We start from the raw sequence: 15,197 nt of genomic DNA, 5'->3' as shown, positions 1-15,197 counted from the left end.
TACAAACGTTGCAATACAAGAGGTTCAACAAATCAGGCGAATTTGGAGTAAGTCCTCCCAAGTTAACCCTTTTTGAATTATACCGAGAGCTACCGCAGGAACTTTTTTCGTCGTAAAATGGCTGCGAACAAAGTTATGAACCATCCAGAAAATATCTAGCACTCGCTGTAATCCCACAACAGATTTAGCATAAGTATTTGTTCGACGACGAAAGGCGGCTAAATAGCGTCGTAGAGAACTATTAAATGCCTCAACGTGGTTGGCATGAACATCCTTGTCTTCTGGTTTTTCTGTTGTCTCAGGATGTTCAGTTTTCGGAGTTTCTACTTTCTCTAGTTTACCCTCAGAATCTCGACGTTTACTACTCTTATTTTTTAATCTTACCACCATACCCTTCGGTAATACTTTGGTGGGACGACCTCGCTTCCCAGTCCTTAATACTTCGTGACAAATATTAAATAGCAGTTGACTATATCGCTTTTCTCCATCTGTAAATAACTGGAGAGATTCTGCACTCCTTTCAAATAATTCCGCTACCGTCATCATTGCTTCTAGAAATAATTTCTGCTCTTTTTTACCACATTTTAAATGCCAAATAAAGCGGCTAGCCCTTTCCATGAGCACGATTGTCCACCCCTCAGAGGCACTTGCTTCTTTATTTTTTCCAACTTTTGTGTATAGTTCATCCCCTTCTATTACTAATTTAACAAATTCATTCACTAAGGCGTATAAAAATAATGTCTCTTGTAATCCTGATAATTTCTTTTCCCAATTCAATATTGTTGTTTTTGCGTAGCCGAATACTCGGGCTGCTGCATTTAATCCTATTCCTTCCATTCTGGCTTTTAATACTTTTACAATTTCACTTAATGGGGTTTCTAAGCCAGCGATTACGCTACCATAAGTCTCAGCAAAACAAGAACCACATTCTTGACAGATGAACATTTTACGTTCCCCGTTACCTTTCGTTTGGTAATGAGAATGTATTTTTACTTTTTCACTATAGCAATGAGGGCAGTTTTTCTGAAATAAGGCTTCCTCTTTCTCTTGAGGTAAGCCAATATCACTTAGGAGGTCAATTGAGCTTTTATTCAATGTTGACATTGCTTTCCGTTTTCCCTTTCTTTAATATAATGACAATAATAATAGTATAACAAAAACGGGAATATGTCCAGTCGTAAGTTATTTTCTATTTTCTCAAACTCTTACACCATAACTTTTTCTAGCTTTGATCACACGATACCAGTACCAGTTTGTTGCAATGTCTTCATAATCTTATACGCGGATCATCGTATTTCTTTTACAGCTTATTTTGAGGAGTATTGAGGAAGAAAGATATTAAAAACAAATTTTGAAGGATTGACATTATGAATAACCAACAAACCAACACTCCAAAGCGATATTCTCTTGTTCCCACTATAGATGATTTGACTGGACTTGCCTATAAGACTTCAGATGATAGTAACTCATTTTTGTCTTCACAAAGTTCTTTGAATTCCGACCCTTTCGAGATTGTTTCCTTTGCAGTAGTTGATACGCCAATTTTGAAAGAAAAAAAGGAAGCTTTGTATTCTCGTCCTAATTCTTTTCTCAATAACCTTTATTTGCTAAAGGCCGATAAGCCCTTTACTGCGAATAGCTTTGGTAATCCAATTGTTTCGACTTCACAAGTTCCCACTGCTAAAAAACTAGAAATCAAACCCTATGCGATAACTGACTTTGGTAATCCAATTGTTTCGACTTCACAAGTTCCCACTGCTAAAAAACTAGAAATCAAACCCTATGCGATAACTGAATTTTGGTAATCCAATTGTTTCGACTTCACAAGTTCCCACTGCTAAAAAACTAGAAATCAAACCCTATGCGATAACTGACTTTGGTAATCCAATTGTTTCGACCTCTCAAGGAATACTATCCGCTCCTGTATCTTATGACTTAAGAACTTTGGGATTGGTTACTTCCGTCAAAGATCAGGGAAATTGTGGTTCTTGCTGGACATTCGGTACCTACGCTTCCTTGGAAAGCTCAATTCTCAAAGCAGGAGGAACCGCCCAAGATTTTTCAGAAAATCACCTTAAAAACTATCACGGATTCGATATTGGCCCATGTGATGGTGGATTGGACTTGTTCAGTGTAGCCTATCTCAGTCGGGGAGATGGCCCTGTTGATGAAATAGACGATCCCTACCATGATTACGATGATCGACCTTCTCCTGGCGGTATTCCTCGCTACTATGTCGGTCAAACTCTTTGGTTCGATACTGATACTGAAATTAAAGAATCTCTGATAAGTCTGGGCGCACTTACCACCTCTATGAACTGGGATGACTCCTTCTTCAACGATGCGACAGACACTTACTATAATCCAGGTACTCAAGGAACGGGACATTCTGTAGCAATAGTTGGCTGGGACGATAACAAAGTTGTCTCTGGTACTGCCGTTAAAGGAGCTTGGCTAATTAGGGCTTGCTGAAAAAGTCAAAAAACGAAAGAAATGTGGGTTAGGGAAGTATGGACTGAAAAAGCATAGATAACTTATCCTTATGGAAACAAATCAAAATACAGATTTTGTTTAATCTATTGTTCCTTTCTGTCTAAAAAGGTCAACACAAATCACTCCTCACAAAAGAGAGGAAAATTAACACCATTTTTCACAAGAAAAACGACTCTACAACTTTTTACTTTTTGTTTTCTTTTTTGTCTTCTGAAGTAGAGTAGGGCTTGCTGAAAAAGTCAAAAAACGAAAGAAATGTGGGTTAGGGAAGTATGGACTGAAAAAGCATAGATAACTTATCCTTATGGAAACAAATCAAAATACAGATTTTGTTTAATCTATTGTTCCTTTCTGTCTAAAAAGGTCAACACAAATCACTCCTCACAAAAGAGAGGAAAATTAACACCATTTTTCACAAGAAAAACGACTCTACAACTTTTTACTTTTTGTCTTCTGAAGTAGAGTAGAAAGATTCATTACCAAAAAGTTCATCGCAATTACCGTTTCCGAGGTCTCAGGTAGTTTGGCCATCACTCGACCAAGACTAAATTTCCTCTTTCCCTGTCCGAATTTACCCTCAATGGCATTACGCACTCTTTCATCTGAGCGTGCCTCTTTCTTTTTTTCTTTGCTCACCTCTTTCGGCGGTCTTCCCAATCGGGGACCACTCATTCTTATATCCCTTTCTTTACAATAAGCTCGATTCGCTTTTGTTCGATAGATTTTATCCACATGAACCGATTCCGGATAACATCCTGTTTCCCTTTTATATTCTTCTATTCGCGCTTGTAAATCTCCCGATTCGTTGTAATTATCCCAACTTAATTTGTCTAAGAAGACAAAGCCATTCACATTACTTGCCGATATTTTAGCTCCAAACTCTACTGCTTTTCCCGCTTTTCCACGCACTATTGGACGCACGTGAGGTTGGCTTACACTCACAATTCTGTTTTCTACTTTATTTGTCTTTTTTTCATACATTTCTAACTGTTGCTCATACACTTTTCCTATCGTTACAAGCTCTTCTTGCTCTTTTTTCGTTAGTTTTTCTAACTTTGCTCCCTCTTCTATCATTTTTTCTATATGAGACAAGTTTCTTTTTATATATCCTAGTTGTTTTTTTGTTCCTTTTCTTCTTTCTTTTTTTGACACACGACGTTTTTTTGCTATGGCTAAGTACTCTTTTCTTGCCACTTCCCTATAAGTCCTCGGCTTTTCTTTCCTTTTCTCTTTTATTTCTTCATACAGCTTATCTATTATTTTTTCTGTTTTTTCTCTGGCATCATTCAATATTCCTATATCCGTTGGATATTTTATATCTGCTGGTGTACAAGTCGCATCTAACAATAACTTTCCTTCATTTTCTTTTTTTCTGACGCTACACCCGTCGCTTTTTTTTCTATTTCTTTATTAATTTTATTTATTAATTCCATTCCTATTTTTTTACGAAAATGAACCATCATTGACGCATTAAATGCTTCTTTGCTACTATAGCTTTCCATTCCTATAAAGTACTGTAAATAAGGGTTCTCTTTTATTTGTTCTACTGTTTCTCTGTCACTTTTTCCTGAAATTTCTTTGATAATTAATGCTCCTAATGCCATTCTAAATGATTTGGCTGGGGCTCCTTTTTTTTCTGTGAAGTTTTTTGCATATTCTTCCTCATATTCTTCCCAGGGAATCATTTTTGACATTTCTATCCAACGATTTTCTTCGTCTAACTGCCCGCCGAACAGATTTTTCAAGTTTTCTGGTGTTTCAATTGAGTACTGTTGCTTTCGGTACATCTGCTTTCTCTCTTCTTAATGCAATGGTTTTGAGGCATTCTACCCTATTTTCGTGCATTCTAGCGGTTCTTAATTCGCCTACTATTTTTCTCCGTAAAGGTCTCAGCTTTTTTCAGCAAGCCCTAAATACTCACAAACTTGCCTCACTATATGAAGCATTTGAGCCTTCCACGGCTCGTCGTCTAGTCGAACGGTTGGAAATTCACCATACCCCAAAACATGGCAGTTGGCTTAATATTGCTGAAAACGAGCTGTCCGCAATGACTCGGCAATGCCTAGCTCGTCGAATTCCAGATCGGGAAACTTTAGAGCAAGAAACAACGGCTTGGTACACTCAGCGCAATCATTCCCAAAAGTCGGTAGATTGGCAATTCACGACGGCTGAGGCTCGTATCCGTCTCAAGCGTCTTTATCCACAAATAGAAAATTGACAGACCACTAGCAAGGGACGATAGAAAACTATCGTTAAGCAATGACAAGCAGTGAGGAAGCAACCTCATCAAAAGTCAAAATACCTTGACAACTTTGATTGGCTTGCGGGTGAAAATCCCGACCATCCATACTCGATGGAAAAGCATAACCCCTACGGTAGCGAATGGTCTTCAATCCGTAAAGCGGGGTTAAATACGAGGAAAGAGTAACCCTTACTCTCGAAATCGTTAGCAACGACTACCATGATTACCCAAAGGAATCAACGAGCGAACCATCGTTACAGACAAAGTGTGAAATTAGGGTTGACACACACTAGTGGTCTGTCAATCTTGAAATGAGGGGCTACAAGAACCCGTAAGTCTATTTTGGCAAGGCTTTGAGAATCTAGCAACCCATCAAAATAAAGTTGACGTGCCACCAGCCAAAAGGCAATAAGCAAGAGGTACTTGGTATCGAAGTGTCAAGTACGAGTATCCAATTTTGCTTCGGTGGAGAGTTGAAATCTAAAGTAGTCACAAAAGTCAATCAAGGAACGAAGTAACCTTCCTAGAATTCCTACGATTTCGTAGGTAGTCAACCAAGACGCAATATCTGAAGTAATTCAGGTTCTAGGGAGGAAGGATTGAGTTAGAAGCAAATGCCTGTTAGTAATCGACAGGATAGGCAGACGAACTCACTTGTATTTGTAAGATAGAGGCTCAAGTAGCATGAATGTCCAAAACAATTCTGAAAAGAATATGGTGGAATGGAAAGACAGGGTGCATCCCACTTAAGATAATACATTGACACTCAAAAGAGGAGAGTGATTGAGATAAGCACATCGTAGCCGAAGAATACGAGAAACATTATGAAGATGGAACTGGTATCGTCTGATCAAAGTTGGAAAAAGTTATGGCGTAAGGCTTTGAGAAAATAGAAAAATAGTTTAAGACTAGACATCGGCCCGTTTTTATTATACTATTATTATTGTCATTATATCAAAGAAGAAGGAAACAGAAAACAATGTCAATATTAAAGAAAAGCTCTATGAAAATCCTGAATGATGTTGGCTTGTGCCAAGAGAAAGAGGATGCCTTATTCAAGAAAAACTGTCCTCATTGCTATAGTGAAAACGTAAAAATACATTCTTATTATCAAACGAAAGGTAACGGGGAACGTAAAATGTTCATTTGTCAAGAACGTAGTTCTTGTTTTGCTGAGACTTATGGTAGCGTAATCGCTGGCTTAGAAACCCCATTAAGTGAAATTGTAAAAGTATTAAAAGCCAGAATAGAAGGAATAGGATTAAATGCAGCAGCCCGAGTATTTGGCTACGCGAAAACAACAATATTGAATTGGGAAAAGAAATTATCAGGATTACAAGAGACATTATTTTTATACGCCTTAGTGAATGAATTTGTTAAATTAGTAATAGAAGGGGATGAACTATACACAAAAGTTGGAAAAAATAAAGAAGCAAGTGCCTCTGAGGGATGGACAATCGTGCTCATGGACAGGGCAAGCCGCTTTATTTGGCATTTAAAATGTGGTCGAAAAGAGCAGAAATTATTTCTAGAAGCAATGATGACGGTAGCGGAATTATTTGAAAGGAGTGCAGAATCTCTCCAGTTATTTACAGATGGAGAAAAGCGATATAGTCAACTGCTATTTGATATTTGTCACGAAGTATTAAGGACTGGAAAGCGAGGTCGTCCCACCAAAGTATTACCGAAGGGTATGGTGGTAAGACTAAAAAATAAGAGTAGTAAACGTCGAGATTCTGAGGGTAAACTCAAGAAAGTAGAAACTCCGAAACCAGAACATCCTGAGACAACAGAAAAACCAGAAGAAAAGGACGTCCATGCCAACCACGTTGAGGCATTTAATAGTGCTATCCGACGCTATTTATCTGCCTTTCGTCGTCGTACAAATACTTATGCTAAATCTGTTGTGGGATTACAGCGAGTCCTAGATATTTTCTGGATGGTTCATAACTTTGTTCGCAGCCATTTTACTACGAGAAAAGTTCCTGCTGTAGCTCTCGGTATAATTGAAAAAGGGTTTACTTGGGAGGACTTACTCCAAATTCGCCTGATTTCTTGAACATCCCGTATTGCAACGTTTGTAGCTTCTAGCTAGACGATACCAGTGCCATGAAGATGCCAACGTGCTCCCAACAATTTAACCCTAGCTCCCACCTGTTTAATCTTAGACTCCACATCACCAGAACCAATCACAATACCAAGCTGTTGATAGTATTGGTAATCAGGGATACGCTGATAATGCTTCGTCAAATAGGCTTGAAAATTCTTTGCCCTCTTGCTTTTGACTCCATCAAACGCATCTATTGCCTTGTTCACAAAACCCCGCCACAGTAAATGCTCCACTGCTTCTAGCCGTTTGAGAGAGCCACCCACTTTGAACAGATTCTCCTTGAGATGATACCAATCCAACACCTCTCGTCGTATCAGCCACGATTGAGTGGCGAAACTCTCTACCGCATTCCAGATTGCGGGATGACCATCTCCCAAAAAGGTCACTATTGGAGACAAAGGTTGAACATTGCTCCAATTCTTTAAGCCCTCTGGGTCTTGGAAAAAGGCTTCACAGACATTGCCATGAAGACTCACCAGTTTATAATCTCGCCACTGTCCCCCTTCCTTCTCCTCGCCCCGCAGACAAATCTTTCCCCCATCTATACTGACCCCCGCACTCTCTGACTGAGCTTGAGCTAAGGGCAGTTCTGTCCGTTCTACCAAGCGATGTAAACTGCTATGTCCTACTTTTATCCCCATCAACTCCTCTATATCTTCTTCTGCTTGTTGGTAGGATGTTTTCGCACTGGCTCTTAGACAGCATTTCTCTAAACCTGGACTTAAGACGATTTTTGGCGACACCTTTAGTTTTCTGGCTTGTTTTTGGCTTATTTCCACTTCTCCGACTAGGGTTTTGATTTTTCGCTTGTTTCCAGACCGTTTTTTTCCCCCTTCTGAAAAAAAAACTCCCCCATTGTTGGCCCCACAATTTCTAACATCTGGGTTCTGACTTCTACTTCGATGCTTCCAAAGTCCTTCTGTTTCTCTGGTTCCGTATATTTGCGCAGGATACGGGCTGATTCGGTGAGATGCTGTTTTAACAGTGCTTTTTCTTCTGGGGGAATCGGTAACATACTTTTTTCGCTCATCAGTTTTTTTCCATTTTACCCCAGATTCTATGTACTACTTTATCCGGGATGTACCCGAAAGACATCCCTTGGAAGAAAATTCAAAGGGCAGTCTTCCGCTTGCAAAAGCGCATCTATCAAGCTAGTAAACATGGTGATGTCAAATGCGTTCATAAGCTTCAGAAGCTCTTGTTGAATTCTCAATCAGCAAAACTCTTAGCTGTCAGAAAAGTTACACAGGATAATAGTGGTAAATTAACAGCAGGCATAGATGGAATCAAATCGTTGAAGCCTGTCGAAAGGTTACAATTAGCCCAAAATCTCAAAATAGAATCTAAGGCTAAACCTGTAACCCACATTCCGCAGGTTGTCGAAGAGGAACACTAGTTCACGCGAGCTAGTATCGGTACTTGTGCATTGATTTCGGGCAAGGATAAAAAATGTCAATAAAGTTCTAAAATGGAGTCTTGTCTTAGATAGAATCAGCAGTAAAAATGAATAACCTAAATATTAAAGACCTGGCACTGGTATCGTCTAGCTAGAAGCTACAAACGTTGCAATACGAGAGGTTCAAGAAATCAGGCGAACTTGGAGTAAGTCCTCCCAAGTTAACCCTTTTTCAATTATACCGAGAGCTACAGCAGGAACTTTTCTCGTAGTAAAATGGCTGCGAACAAAGTTATGAACCATCCAGAAAATATCTAGGACTCGCTGTAATCCCACAACAGATTTAGCATAAGTATTTGTACGACGACGAAAGGCAGATAAATAGCGTCGGATAGCACTATTAAATGCCTCAACGTGGTTGGCATGGACGTCCTTTTCTTCTGGTTTTTCTGTTGTCTCAGGATGTTCTGGTTTCGGAGTTTCTACTTTCTTGAGTTTACCCTCAGAATCTCGACGTTTACTACTCTTATTTTTTAGTCTTACCACCATACCCTTCGGTAATACTTTGGTGGGACGACCTCGCTTTCCAGTCCTTAATACTTCGTGACAAATATCAAATAGCAGTTGACTATATCGCTTTTCTCCATCTGTAAATAACTGGAGAGATTCTGCACTCCTTTCAAATAATTCCGCTACCGTCATCATTGCTTCTAGAAATAATTTCTGCTCTTTTCGACCACATTTTAAATGCCAAATAAAGCGGCTAGCCCTGTCCATGAGCACGATTGTCCACCCCTCAGAGGCACTTGCTTCTTTATTTTTTCCAACTTTTGTGTATAGTTCATCCCCTTCTATTACTAATTTAACAAATTCATTCACTAAGGCGTATAAAAATAATGTCTCTTGTAATCCTGATAATTTCTTTTCCCAATTCAATATTGTTGTTTTCGCGTAGCCGAATGCTCGAGCTGCTGCATTTAATCCTATTCCTTCCATTCTGGCTTTTAATACTTTTACAATTTCACTTAATGGGGTTTCTAAGCCAGCGATTACGCTACCATAAGTCTCAGCAAAACAAGAACTACATTCTTGACAAATGAACATTTTACGTTCCCCGTTACCTTTCGTTTGATAATGAGAATGTATTTTTACGTTTTCACTATAGCAATGAGGACAGTTTTTCTTGAATAAGGCATCCTCTTTCTCTTGGCACAAGCCAACATCATTCAGGATTTCCATAGAGCTTTTCTTTAATATTGACATTGTTTTCTGTTTCCTTCTTCTTTGATATAATGACAATAATAATAGTATAATAAAAACGGGCCGATGTCTAGTCTTAAACTATTTTTCTATTTTCTCAAAGCCTTACACCATAACTTTTTCCAACTTTGATCAGACGATACCAGTTCCAAAGACCTCGACCACTTAGGAATCGTAGCGGGAATTATAGATGAAATGGGTTTAGTAGAAATTATCGATGAGGAAGTGGGAACTCATCCTCAAGAAAAGCTCAGTGTAGGTACAATAGTAAAAGCAATGATATTAAACTGCTTAGGATGTATTAATGCTCCGTTATATTTGTTGACTGGAGAGTGCGAAGTTCTCTGTCAGACATTTTGACAAAATGCCTAAAAGCCTTGCATTGAAAGCCTTTCAGCTATTGTGAGTCTGGAAGAGGGGTGAAGGACGTTGGGGGCTGAAACCCTAGTAAACTCGTTGATTTTCCTAGAACTTCGCACTGTCCAGTTTGTTGAGTGAATTTTTTAAAGGAAAAGCATTAGAACATCTATTAGGAGAAGGAATAAAAGCAGAAGATTTAAATGATGACAAGCTAGGAAGGTCATTGGATAAGGTATTTGGAGTGGGGGTAAAAAACCGGTTCACGAAAATAGTCCTAAAAGCGGCAGCAATCTTTGGAATAGAACAAAAGTCAAAGCATTTAGACTCAACCTCAATGTCTGTACAAGGGAAGTATAAGGAAAGGATAGAAGATGAGGAAGACGAGCAGACAAAAGCCATAAAAATAAAATTTGGTTATTCCAGAGATAAACGACCAGACCTAAAACAGTTTATGTTAAATATGATATGTAGTGGAGATGGTGGTGTCCCTCTCTTTATGCAATTAGGAGATGGCAATGAATCGGATAAAAAGGTGTTTCCCCAGATAATCAAAGACTGTCAAGAAAGGTTGAATATGGAAGGTTTATCGGTGATTGATGGAGCTTTTTATACGGCGGAAAATGTGGGCATGGCGAGGTCAATTCAATGGTTAAGTCGTGTCCCTCTGAAAGAAGCCACTGAGACTTTGGCAAATATATCAGAAGACCAATGGCAGCAGGGTGAACAGGACGGTTATCGTTGGCAAGTGAGGGCTTCGGAATATGGGGGTGAACAGCAACGATGGCTTGTGGTCGAAAGTGCTCAACGTCTCCAGTCCGATAATAAAGCTATAAGTCAAAAAATTGAGAAAGCCGATAAAGTTGTCAAAAAAGAATGGCAGAAACTTTGTGGACAGAATTTTGCTTGTGAGGCCGATGCTCTTACTGAGGCTCAACTCTGGCCAAAAACCTTGACTTATCATCAACTCAGTCAAGTTGAGGTTCAGACTATTCCTTACTATGCCAAGGGAGGAAGACCGAAACAAGGGGCTACCCCTCTCGGTTTTCATTACCGCTTAACTGGGCAATTAAGCCTTGATTCCTCTTGCTTGGAAGCCGCATCTAAACGGGCTGGACGTTTTATTTTAGCTACTAATGTTCTTGATTCTCAGGTTTTGAGTCCCGACCAGATGTTGGCTGAATATAAGGCTCAACAAAACACCGAGCGCGGCTTTCGCTTTCTCAAAGACTCTTTCTTTTTTGCCTCTGCTCTTTTTCTCAAGAATCCTCAACGCATTATGGCTTCAGCAATTCTAAATTTGCGCTGTAACAAGGGTTTCAGGTTTTAGTTCGCGTAATATGGGGTAAAGTTCAACGGGATTAACAAGTTCATTTTACGAGTCTTCCGGCTTTTAGGCACAGTAGTACGTGTAGAATTGCCCCCAAAACCCCCTTTGAAATGTTCTTTAAATCCCTAAAAGCCTTGCTGTGTCTAAAACTGAGAATTGCTGTTATGGCTTTGATGATGATTATGGTTGTCTCTTTATTGGTTTATATTTTGGCACAACGTCGCCTACGACAGGCTTTGGCTCTTGCCCATCAGACTATTCCTAATCAAAAGGGTAAACCGACCGCCATTCCCACTCTGCTTTGGGTCTTTCAGTCTTTTCTGTTTATCCGTTGGTTAGAGATTGACGGCATTCAAACTATCGTTAATTTGACCTCCAAACACAAACATATTCTTTCCTTTCTTGGCTCTTCATGTCAAAACTACTACTTTGTCTCTTGACTTACCTGCGGAATGTGGGTTACATCATCAAAATTTTGTATTTGTCTTAGCAGGTAGTGGCGATCCCAACTATGAATTGGAGATAGAGAGGTTATTAAAAGTAAATAATTTAGATGATCGCACCTATAAATTAGGTTTTGTCTCTGGTGAAAAGAAAACTCTCTGTTTACAAGGAGCCGATCTATATGCACTTACCTCTCATTCTGAAAATTTTGGCATTTCTGTATTAGAGTCTTTAGCATCAAGAACCCCCCCACTAGTCACAACAGGTGTGGCTCTATCAGATTTGGTCAAAGAGCAAAATTTCGGCTGGGTTGTGGATTTAGAAATTGAGGAGATCACCGCATCAATCCAAGAATTTTTAGACAATCCTGCTATGGCTAAAGAAAAAGGTGATCGCGCAGCTCACTATGTTGCTGAAAACTATGCTTGGGAGAAGATAGCACTTAATTTAAAATCAATATACGAGAATATTTTACGTCGTTAGATTATGTTTTACAGTGATTTTAGTCTTAGTTCCGTCAGGAAAATCTTTCAGCTTAAATTAATTGAAAAAGCTGATTTATTTGTTGATTGTTCAGAATTACAACCTAGTTCACTACTGAGCGAGATACTCAAAGAAAATCTTTCTTTAGCATTAGCTAGTAACACCGAAAAATCCCGATCTGAAATGCTAATTGCACCGATTTTAATTGATTTAAGTCGACAATGTTTCAATCGTATTGGAATTTTTTCTGGGGTTAACTTTTCTGTTGATACATCTCAAGGATTAAATGGAAATTGTGATTTTTTAATCAGTTATTCAGAGAATTTATTACTAATCACGGCTCCCATTATTACCTTAGTGGAAGCCAAAAAAGAAGATCTCAATGGAGGTCTAGGACAATGTATTGCGGAAATGATTGCCGCACAGTATTTTAACCAGCGGGAAGAAAACGAAATTAAGGAGATTTATGGTGTGGTTACATCATGGCACTGGTATCGTCTAGCTAGAAGCTAGAAACGTTGCAATACGGGAGGTTCAAGAAATCAGGCGAATTTGGAGTAAGTCCTCCCAAGTTAACCCTTTTTCAATTATACCGAGAGCTACAGCAGGAACTTCTCTAGTAGTAAAATGGCTGCGAACAAAGTTATGAACCATCCAGAAAATATCTAGGACTCGCTGTAATCCCACAACAGATTTAGCATAAGTATTTGTACGACGACGAAAGGCGGCTAAATAGCGTCGGATAGCACTATTAAATGCCTCAACGTGGTTGGCATGGACGTCCTTTTCTTCTGGTTTTTCTGTTGTCTCTGGATGTTCTGGTTTCGGAGTTTCTACTTTCTTTAGTTTACCCTCAGAATCTCGACGTTTACTACTCTTATTTTTTAGTCTTACTACAAAACCCTTCGGTAATACTTTGGTGGGACGACCTCGCTTTCCAGTCCTTAATACTTCGTGACAAATATTAAATAGCAGTTGACTATATCGCTTTTCTCCATCTGTAAATAACTGGAGAGATTCTGCACTCCTTTCAAATAATTCCGCTACCGTCATCATTGCTTCTAGAAATAATTTCTGCTCTTTTCGACCACATTTTAAATGCCAAATAAAGCGGCTTGCCCTGTCCATGAGCACGATTGTCCATCCCTCAGAGGCACTTGCTTCTTTATTTTTTCCAACTTTTGTGTATAGTTCATCCCCTTCTATTACTAATTTAACAAATTCATTCACTAAGGCGTATAAAAATAATGTCTCTTGTAATCCTGATAATTTCTTTTCCCAATTCAATATTGTTGTTTTCGCGTAGCCAAATACTCGGGCTGCTGCATTTAATCCTATTCCTTCTATTCTGGCTTTTAATACTTTTACAATTTCACTTAATGGGGTTTCTAAGCCAGCGATTACGCTACCATAAGTCTCAGCAAAACAAGAACTACATTCTTGACAAATGAACATTTTACGTTCCCCGTTACCTTTCGTTTGATAATAAGAATGTATTTTTACGTTTTCACTATAGCAATGAGGACAGTTTTTCTTGAATAAGGCATCCTCTTTCTCTTGGCACAAGCCAACATCATTCAGGATTTTCATAGAGCTTTTCTTTAATATTGACATTGTTTTCTGTTTCCTTCTTCTTTGATATAATGACAATAATAATAGTATAATAAAAACGGGCCGATGTCTAGTCTTAAACTATTTTTCTATTTTCTCAAAGCCTTACGCCATAACTTTTTCCAACTTTGATCAGACGATACCAGTTCCGATAATTTGGCGAGTACCCCAATCATACTGATTCAAAAATCGGCTTAAGGCTGAGGGTGATTTTGTTTGACTATGTTGGGGTAGAGGATGACCTTGAGCTTCTAGTGGTCTGTCAAGCTAAAGATTGTGAATTTGAGGGAAAATGGAGAGGCTATTCATTACCTCAACAGATATCGTAATAAGTAACCATGCTCAAGACCTATATTGTCCGATTAAGTCAAGAAGAACGTCAGACCCTAAAAGATTTGGTATCCATCGGCAAAGGAGCGGCTTACAAAATTAAGCACGCCAATATTCTGTTAAACATTGATGTGAATGGACAAGGATGGACGGATGAGGAAGCTGCCGCCGCCTTTAGTTGTCACCGTAACACAGTCGCCAATCTCAGGGAGCGATTGGTCAATGAAGGTGTGGAGTCAGCATTAAGCCGCAAGCCCCGCAAAACGCCGCCTCGTCAACCGATTATTGATGGAGAGGTAGAAGCAAAACTAATCGCCTTACGTTGTGGAGAACCGCCTGCTGGTCAAGCCCGTTGGACATTGAGGTTACTAGCCGACAAGGCGGTCGAGTTAGAAATTGTGCCAGCAATTAGTCACGAAACCGTGCGTCAAGTGTTAAAAAAAACGAACTAAAACCTCATCTGCGACAGATGTACGTGATTCCACCAGAAAAGAGTGCCGAATTTGTGTCTAACATGGAAGATGTTCTAGAAATTTATCACCGACCCTATGACCCCAATTGTCCAGTGATTTGCATGGATGAGCAACCTATACAATTGGTCAAAGAAACCCGCCTTCCTCTACCAGCCAAACCTGGACAGCCAGAGGCGCATGATTACGAATATGAACGCAATGGAACAGCCAATATCTTTATGTTTACAGAACCCTTGTCTGGGTGGCGAAAGACAGTTGTCAGTGAACGTAGAACATCGGTTGACTGGGCAACAGAAATTAAGAATTTACTCGATAACGACTATGCTGATAACGACAAAGTCATTTTAGTATGTGATCAGCTAAATACTCACAAACTTGCCTCACTATATGAAGCATTTGAGCCTTCCACGGCTCGTCGTCTAGTCGAACGGTTGGAAATTCACCATACCCCAAAACATGGCAGTTGGCTTAATATTGCTGAAAACGAGCTGTCCGCAATGACTCGGCAATGCCTAGCTCGTCGAATTCCAGATCGGGAAACTTTAGAGCAAGAAACAACGGCTTGGTACACTCAGCGCAATCATTCCCAAAAGTCGGTAGATTGGCAATTCACGACGGCTGAGGCTCGTATCCGTCTCAAGCGTCTTTATCCACAAATAGAAAATTGA

At 39.4% G+C, this 15,197-nt stretch carries 14 protein-coding genes and 3 pseudogenes; 11 read left to right on the top strand and 6 right to left on the bottom strand.

The window, feature by feature from the left end; all coding sequences use genetic code 11:
* Nucleotides 1–24: 24 nt before the first annotated feature.
* Nucleotides 25–1,104, bottom strand: coding sequence for an IS1 family transposase (locus KA717_12765; GenBank protein UXE63416.1), 1,080 nt, complete (start codon nt 1,102–1,104; stop codon nt 25–27).
* 263 nt (nt 1,105–1,367) lie between these two features.
* On the opposite strand from KA717_12765, the gene KA717_12760 reads away from it, so the two are divergent.
* Both KA717_12760 and KA717_12755 read left to right on the top strand, forming a co-directional pair.
* A complete protein-coding gene (locus KA717_12760) occupies nt 1,368–1,805 on the top strand; it encodes a hypothetical protein (protein ID UXE63415.1) in 438 nt (145 codons plus the stop codon).
* 145 nt (nt 1,806–1,950) lie between these two features.
* Complete coding sequence (locus KA717_12755; protein ID UXE63414.1) at nt 1,951–2,472, top strand: hypothetical protein; 522 nt, start codon at nt 1,951–1,953, stop codon at nt 2,470–2,472.
* A gap of 471 nt (nt 2,473–2,943) precedes the next feature.
* Here KA717_12755 and KA717_12750 read toward each other — a convergent pair.
* Nucleotides 2,944–4,280: pseudogene (locus KA717_12750) on the bottom strand (IS5 family transposase).
* Nucleotides 4,281–4,402: 122 nt separating this feature from the next.
* On the opposite strand from KA717_12750, the pseudogene KA717_12745 reads away from it, so the two are divergent.
* Nucleotides 4,403–4,711, top strand: a pseudogene (locus KA717_12745) (transposase).
* A gap of 1,003 nt (nt 4,712–5,714) precedes the next feature.
* Nucleotides 5,715–6,794: an IS1 family transposase gene (locus tag KA717_12740; protein ID UXE63413.1), complete on the top strand. Its 1,080-nt coding sequence runs from the start codon at nt 5,715–5,717 to the stop codon at nt 6,792–6,794.
* A 32-nt stretch (nt 6,795–6,826) separates the two neighbouring features.
* Here the strand turns inward: KA717_12740 and KA717_12735 are convergent, their stop codons facing one another.
* Together KA717_12735 and KA717_12730 are read right to left on the bottom strand one after the other, a co-directional pair.
* Nucleotides 6,827–7,645, bottom strand: coding sequence for an ISKra4 family transposase (locus KA717_12735; GenBank protein ID UXE64643.1), 819 nt, complete (start codon nt 7,643–7,645; stop codon nt 6,827–6,829).
* Nucleotides 7,633–7,875 carry a hypothetical protein gene (locus tag KA717_12730; GenBank protein UXE63412.1) on the bottom strand — a complete coding sequence of 81 codons (243 nt, stop codon included), beginning with the start codon at nt 7,873–7,875 and terminating at the stop codon, nt 7,633–7,635. The genes KA717_12735 and KA717_12730 overlap by 13 nt, the downstream gene beginning before the upstream one ends.
* A gap of 48 nt (nt 7,876–7,923) precedes the next feature.
* On the opposite strand from KA717_12730, the gene KA717_12725 reads away from it, so the two are divergent.
* Nucleotides 7,924–8,241, top strand: a complete 318-nt coding sequence (locus KA717_12725) for a reverse transcriptase N-terminal domain-containing protein (GenBank protein ID UXE63411.1) — start codon at nt 7,924–7,926, stop codon at nt 8,239–8,241.
* Nucleotides 8,242–8,424: 183 nt separating this feature from the next.
* Here the strand turns inward: KA717_12725 and KA717_12720 are convergent, their stop codons facing one another.
* Nucleotides 8,425–9,504 (bottom strand): IS1 family transposase, encoded by a 1,080-nt coding sequence (locus KA717_12720; protein UXE63410.1) that lies wholly within the window; start codon nt 9,502–9,504, stop codon nt 8,425–8,427.
* Nucleotides 9,505–9,672: 168 nt separating this feature from the next.
* On the opposite strand from KA717_12720, the pseudogene KA717_12715 reads away from it, so the two are divergent.
* The 5 genes and pseudogenes from KA717_12715 (at nt 9,673) to KA717_12695 (ending at nt 12,628) form a co-directional block, all read left to right on the top strand.
* Nucleotides 9,673–9,822: pseudogene (locus KA717_12715) on the top strand (DUF4277 domain-containing protein).
* A 169-nt stretch (nt 9,823–9,991) separates the two neighbouring features.
* Nucleotides 9,992–11,188 (top strand): IS1634 family transposase, encoded by a 1,197-nt coding sequence (locus KA717_12710; protein UXE63409.1) that lies wholly within the window; start codon nt 9,992–9,994, stop codon nt 11,186–11,188.
* Between the two features lie 164 nt (nt 11,189–11,352).
* Nucleotides 11,353–11,628: a hypothetical protein gene (locus KA717_12705; GenBank protein UXE63408.1), complete on the top strand. Its 276-nt coding sequence runs from the start codon at nt 11,353–11,355 to the stop codon at nt 11,626–11,628.
* Nucleotides 11,618–12,115: a glycosyltransferase gene (locus KA717_12700; protein ID UXE63407.1), complete on the top strand. Its 498-nt coding sequence runs from the start codon at nt 11,618–11,620 to the stop codon at nt 12,113–12,115. Before KA717_12705 ends, KA717_12700 begins: the two co-directional genes overlap by 11 nt.
* 3 nt (nt 12,116–12,118) lie before the next feature.
* Nucleotides 12,119–12,628: a hypothetical protein gene (locus KA717_12695; protein UXE63406.1), complete on the top strand. Its 510-nt coding sequence runs from the start codon at nt 12,119–12,121 to the stop codon at nt 12,626–12,628.
* A 21-nt stretch (nt 12,629–12,649) separates the two neighbouring features.
* On the opposite strand, the gene KA717_12690 is transcribed toward KA717_12695, so the two are convergent.
* Nucleotides 12,650–13,729 carry an IS1 family transposase gene (locus KA717_12690; protein ID UXE63405.1) on the bottom strand — a complete coding sequence of 360 codons (1,080 nt, stop codon included), beginning with the start codon at nt 13,727–13,729 and terminating at the stop codon, nt 12,650–12,652.
* Nucleotides 13,730–14,064: 335 nt separating this feature from the next.
* Between KA717_12690 and KA717_12685 the strand changes: the two genes are divergently transcribed.
* Nucleotides 14,065–15,197, top strand: a protein-coding gene (locus KA717_12685; GenBank protein ID UXE63404.1) for an IS630 family transposase whose coding sequence is annotated in 2 segments (ribosomal slippage) — nt 14,065–14,485 and nt 14,485–15,197 — 1,134 coding nt in all. Because the reading frame shifts where the segments join, the coding sequence is not laid out codon by codon here.

This window comes from Woronichinia naegeliana WA131 (assembly GCA_025370055.1).
GTDB classification, from domain to species: domain Bacteria; phylum Cyanobacteriota; class Cyanobacteriia; order Cyanobacteriales; family Microcystaceae; genus Woronichinia; species Woronichinia naegeliana.
Note: the sequence above shows the minus strand (reverse complement) of the source record. Positions and strands in the feature narration are given on the sequence as shown.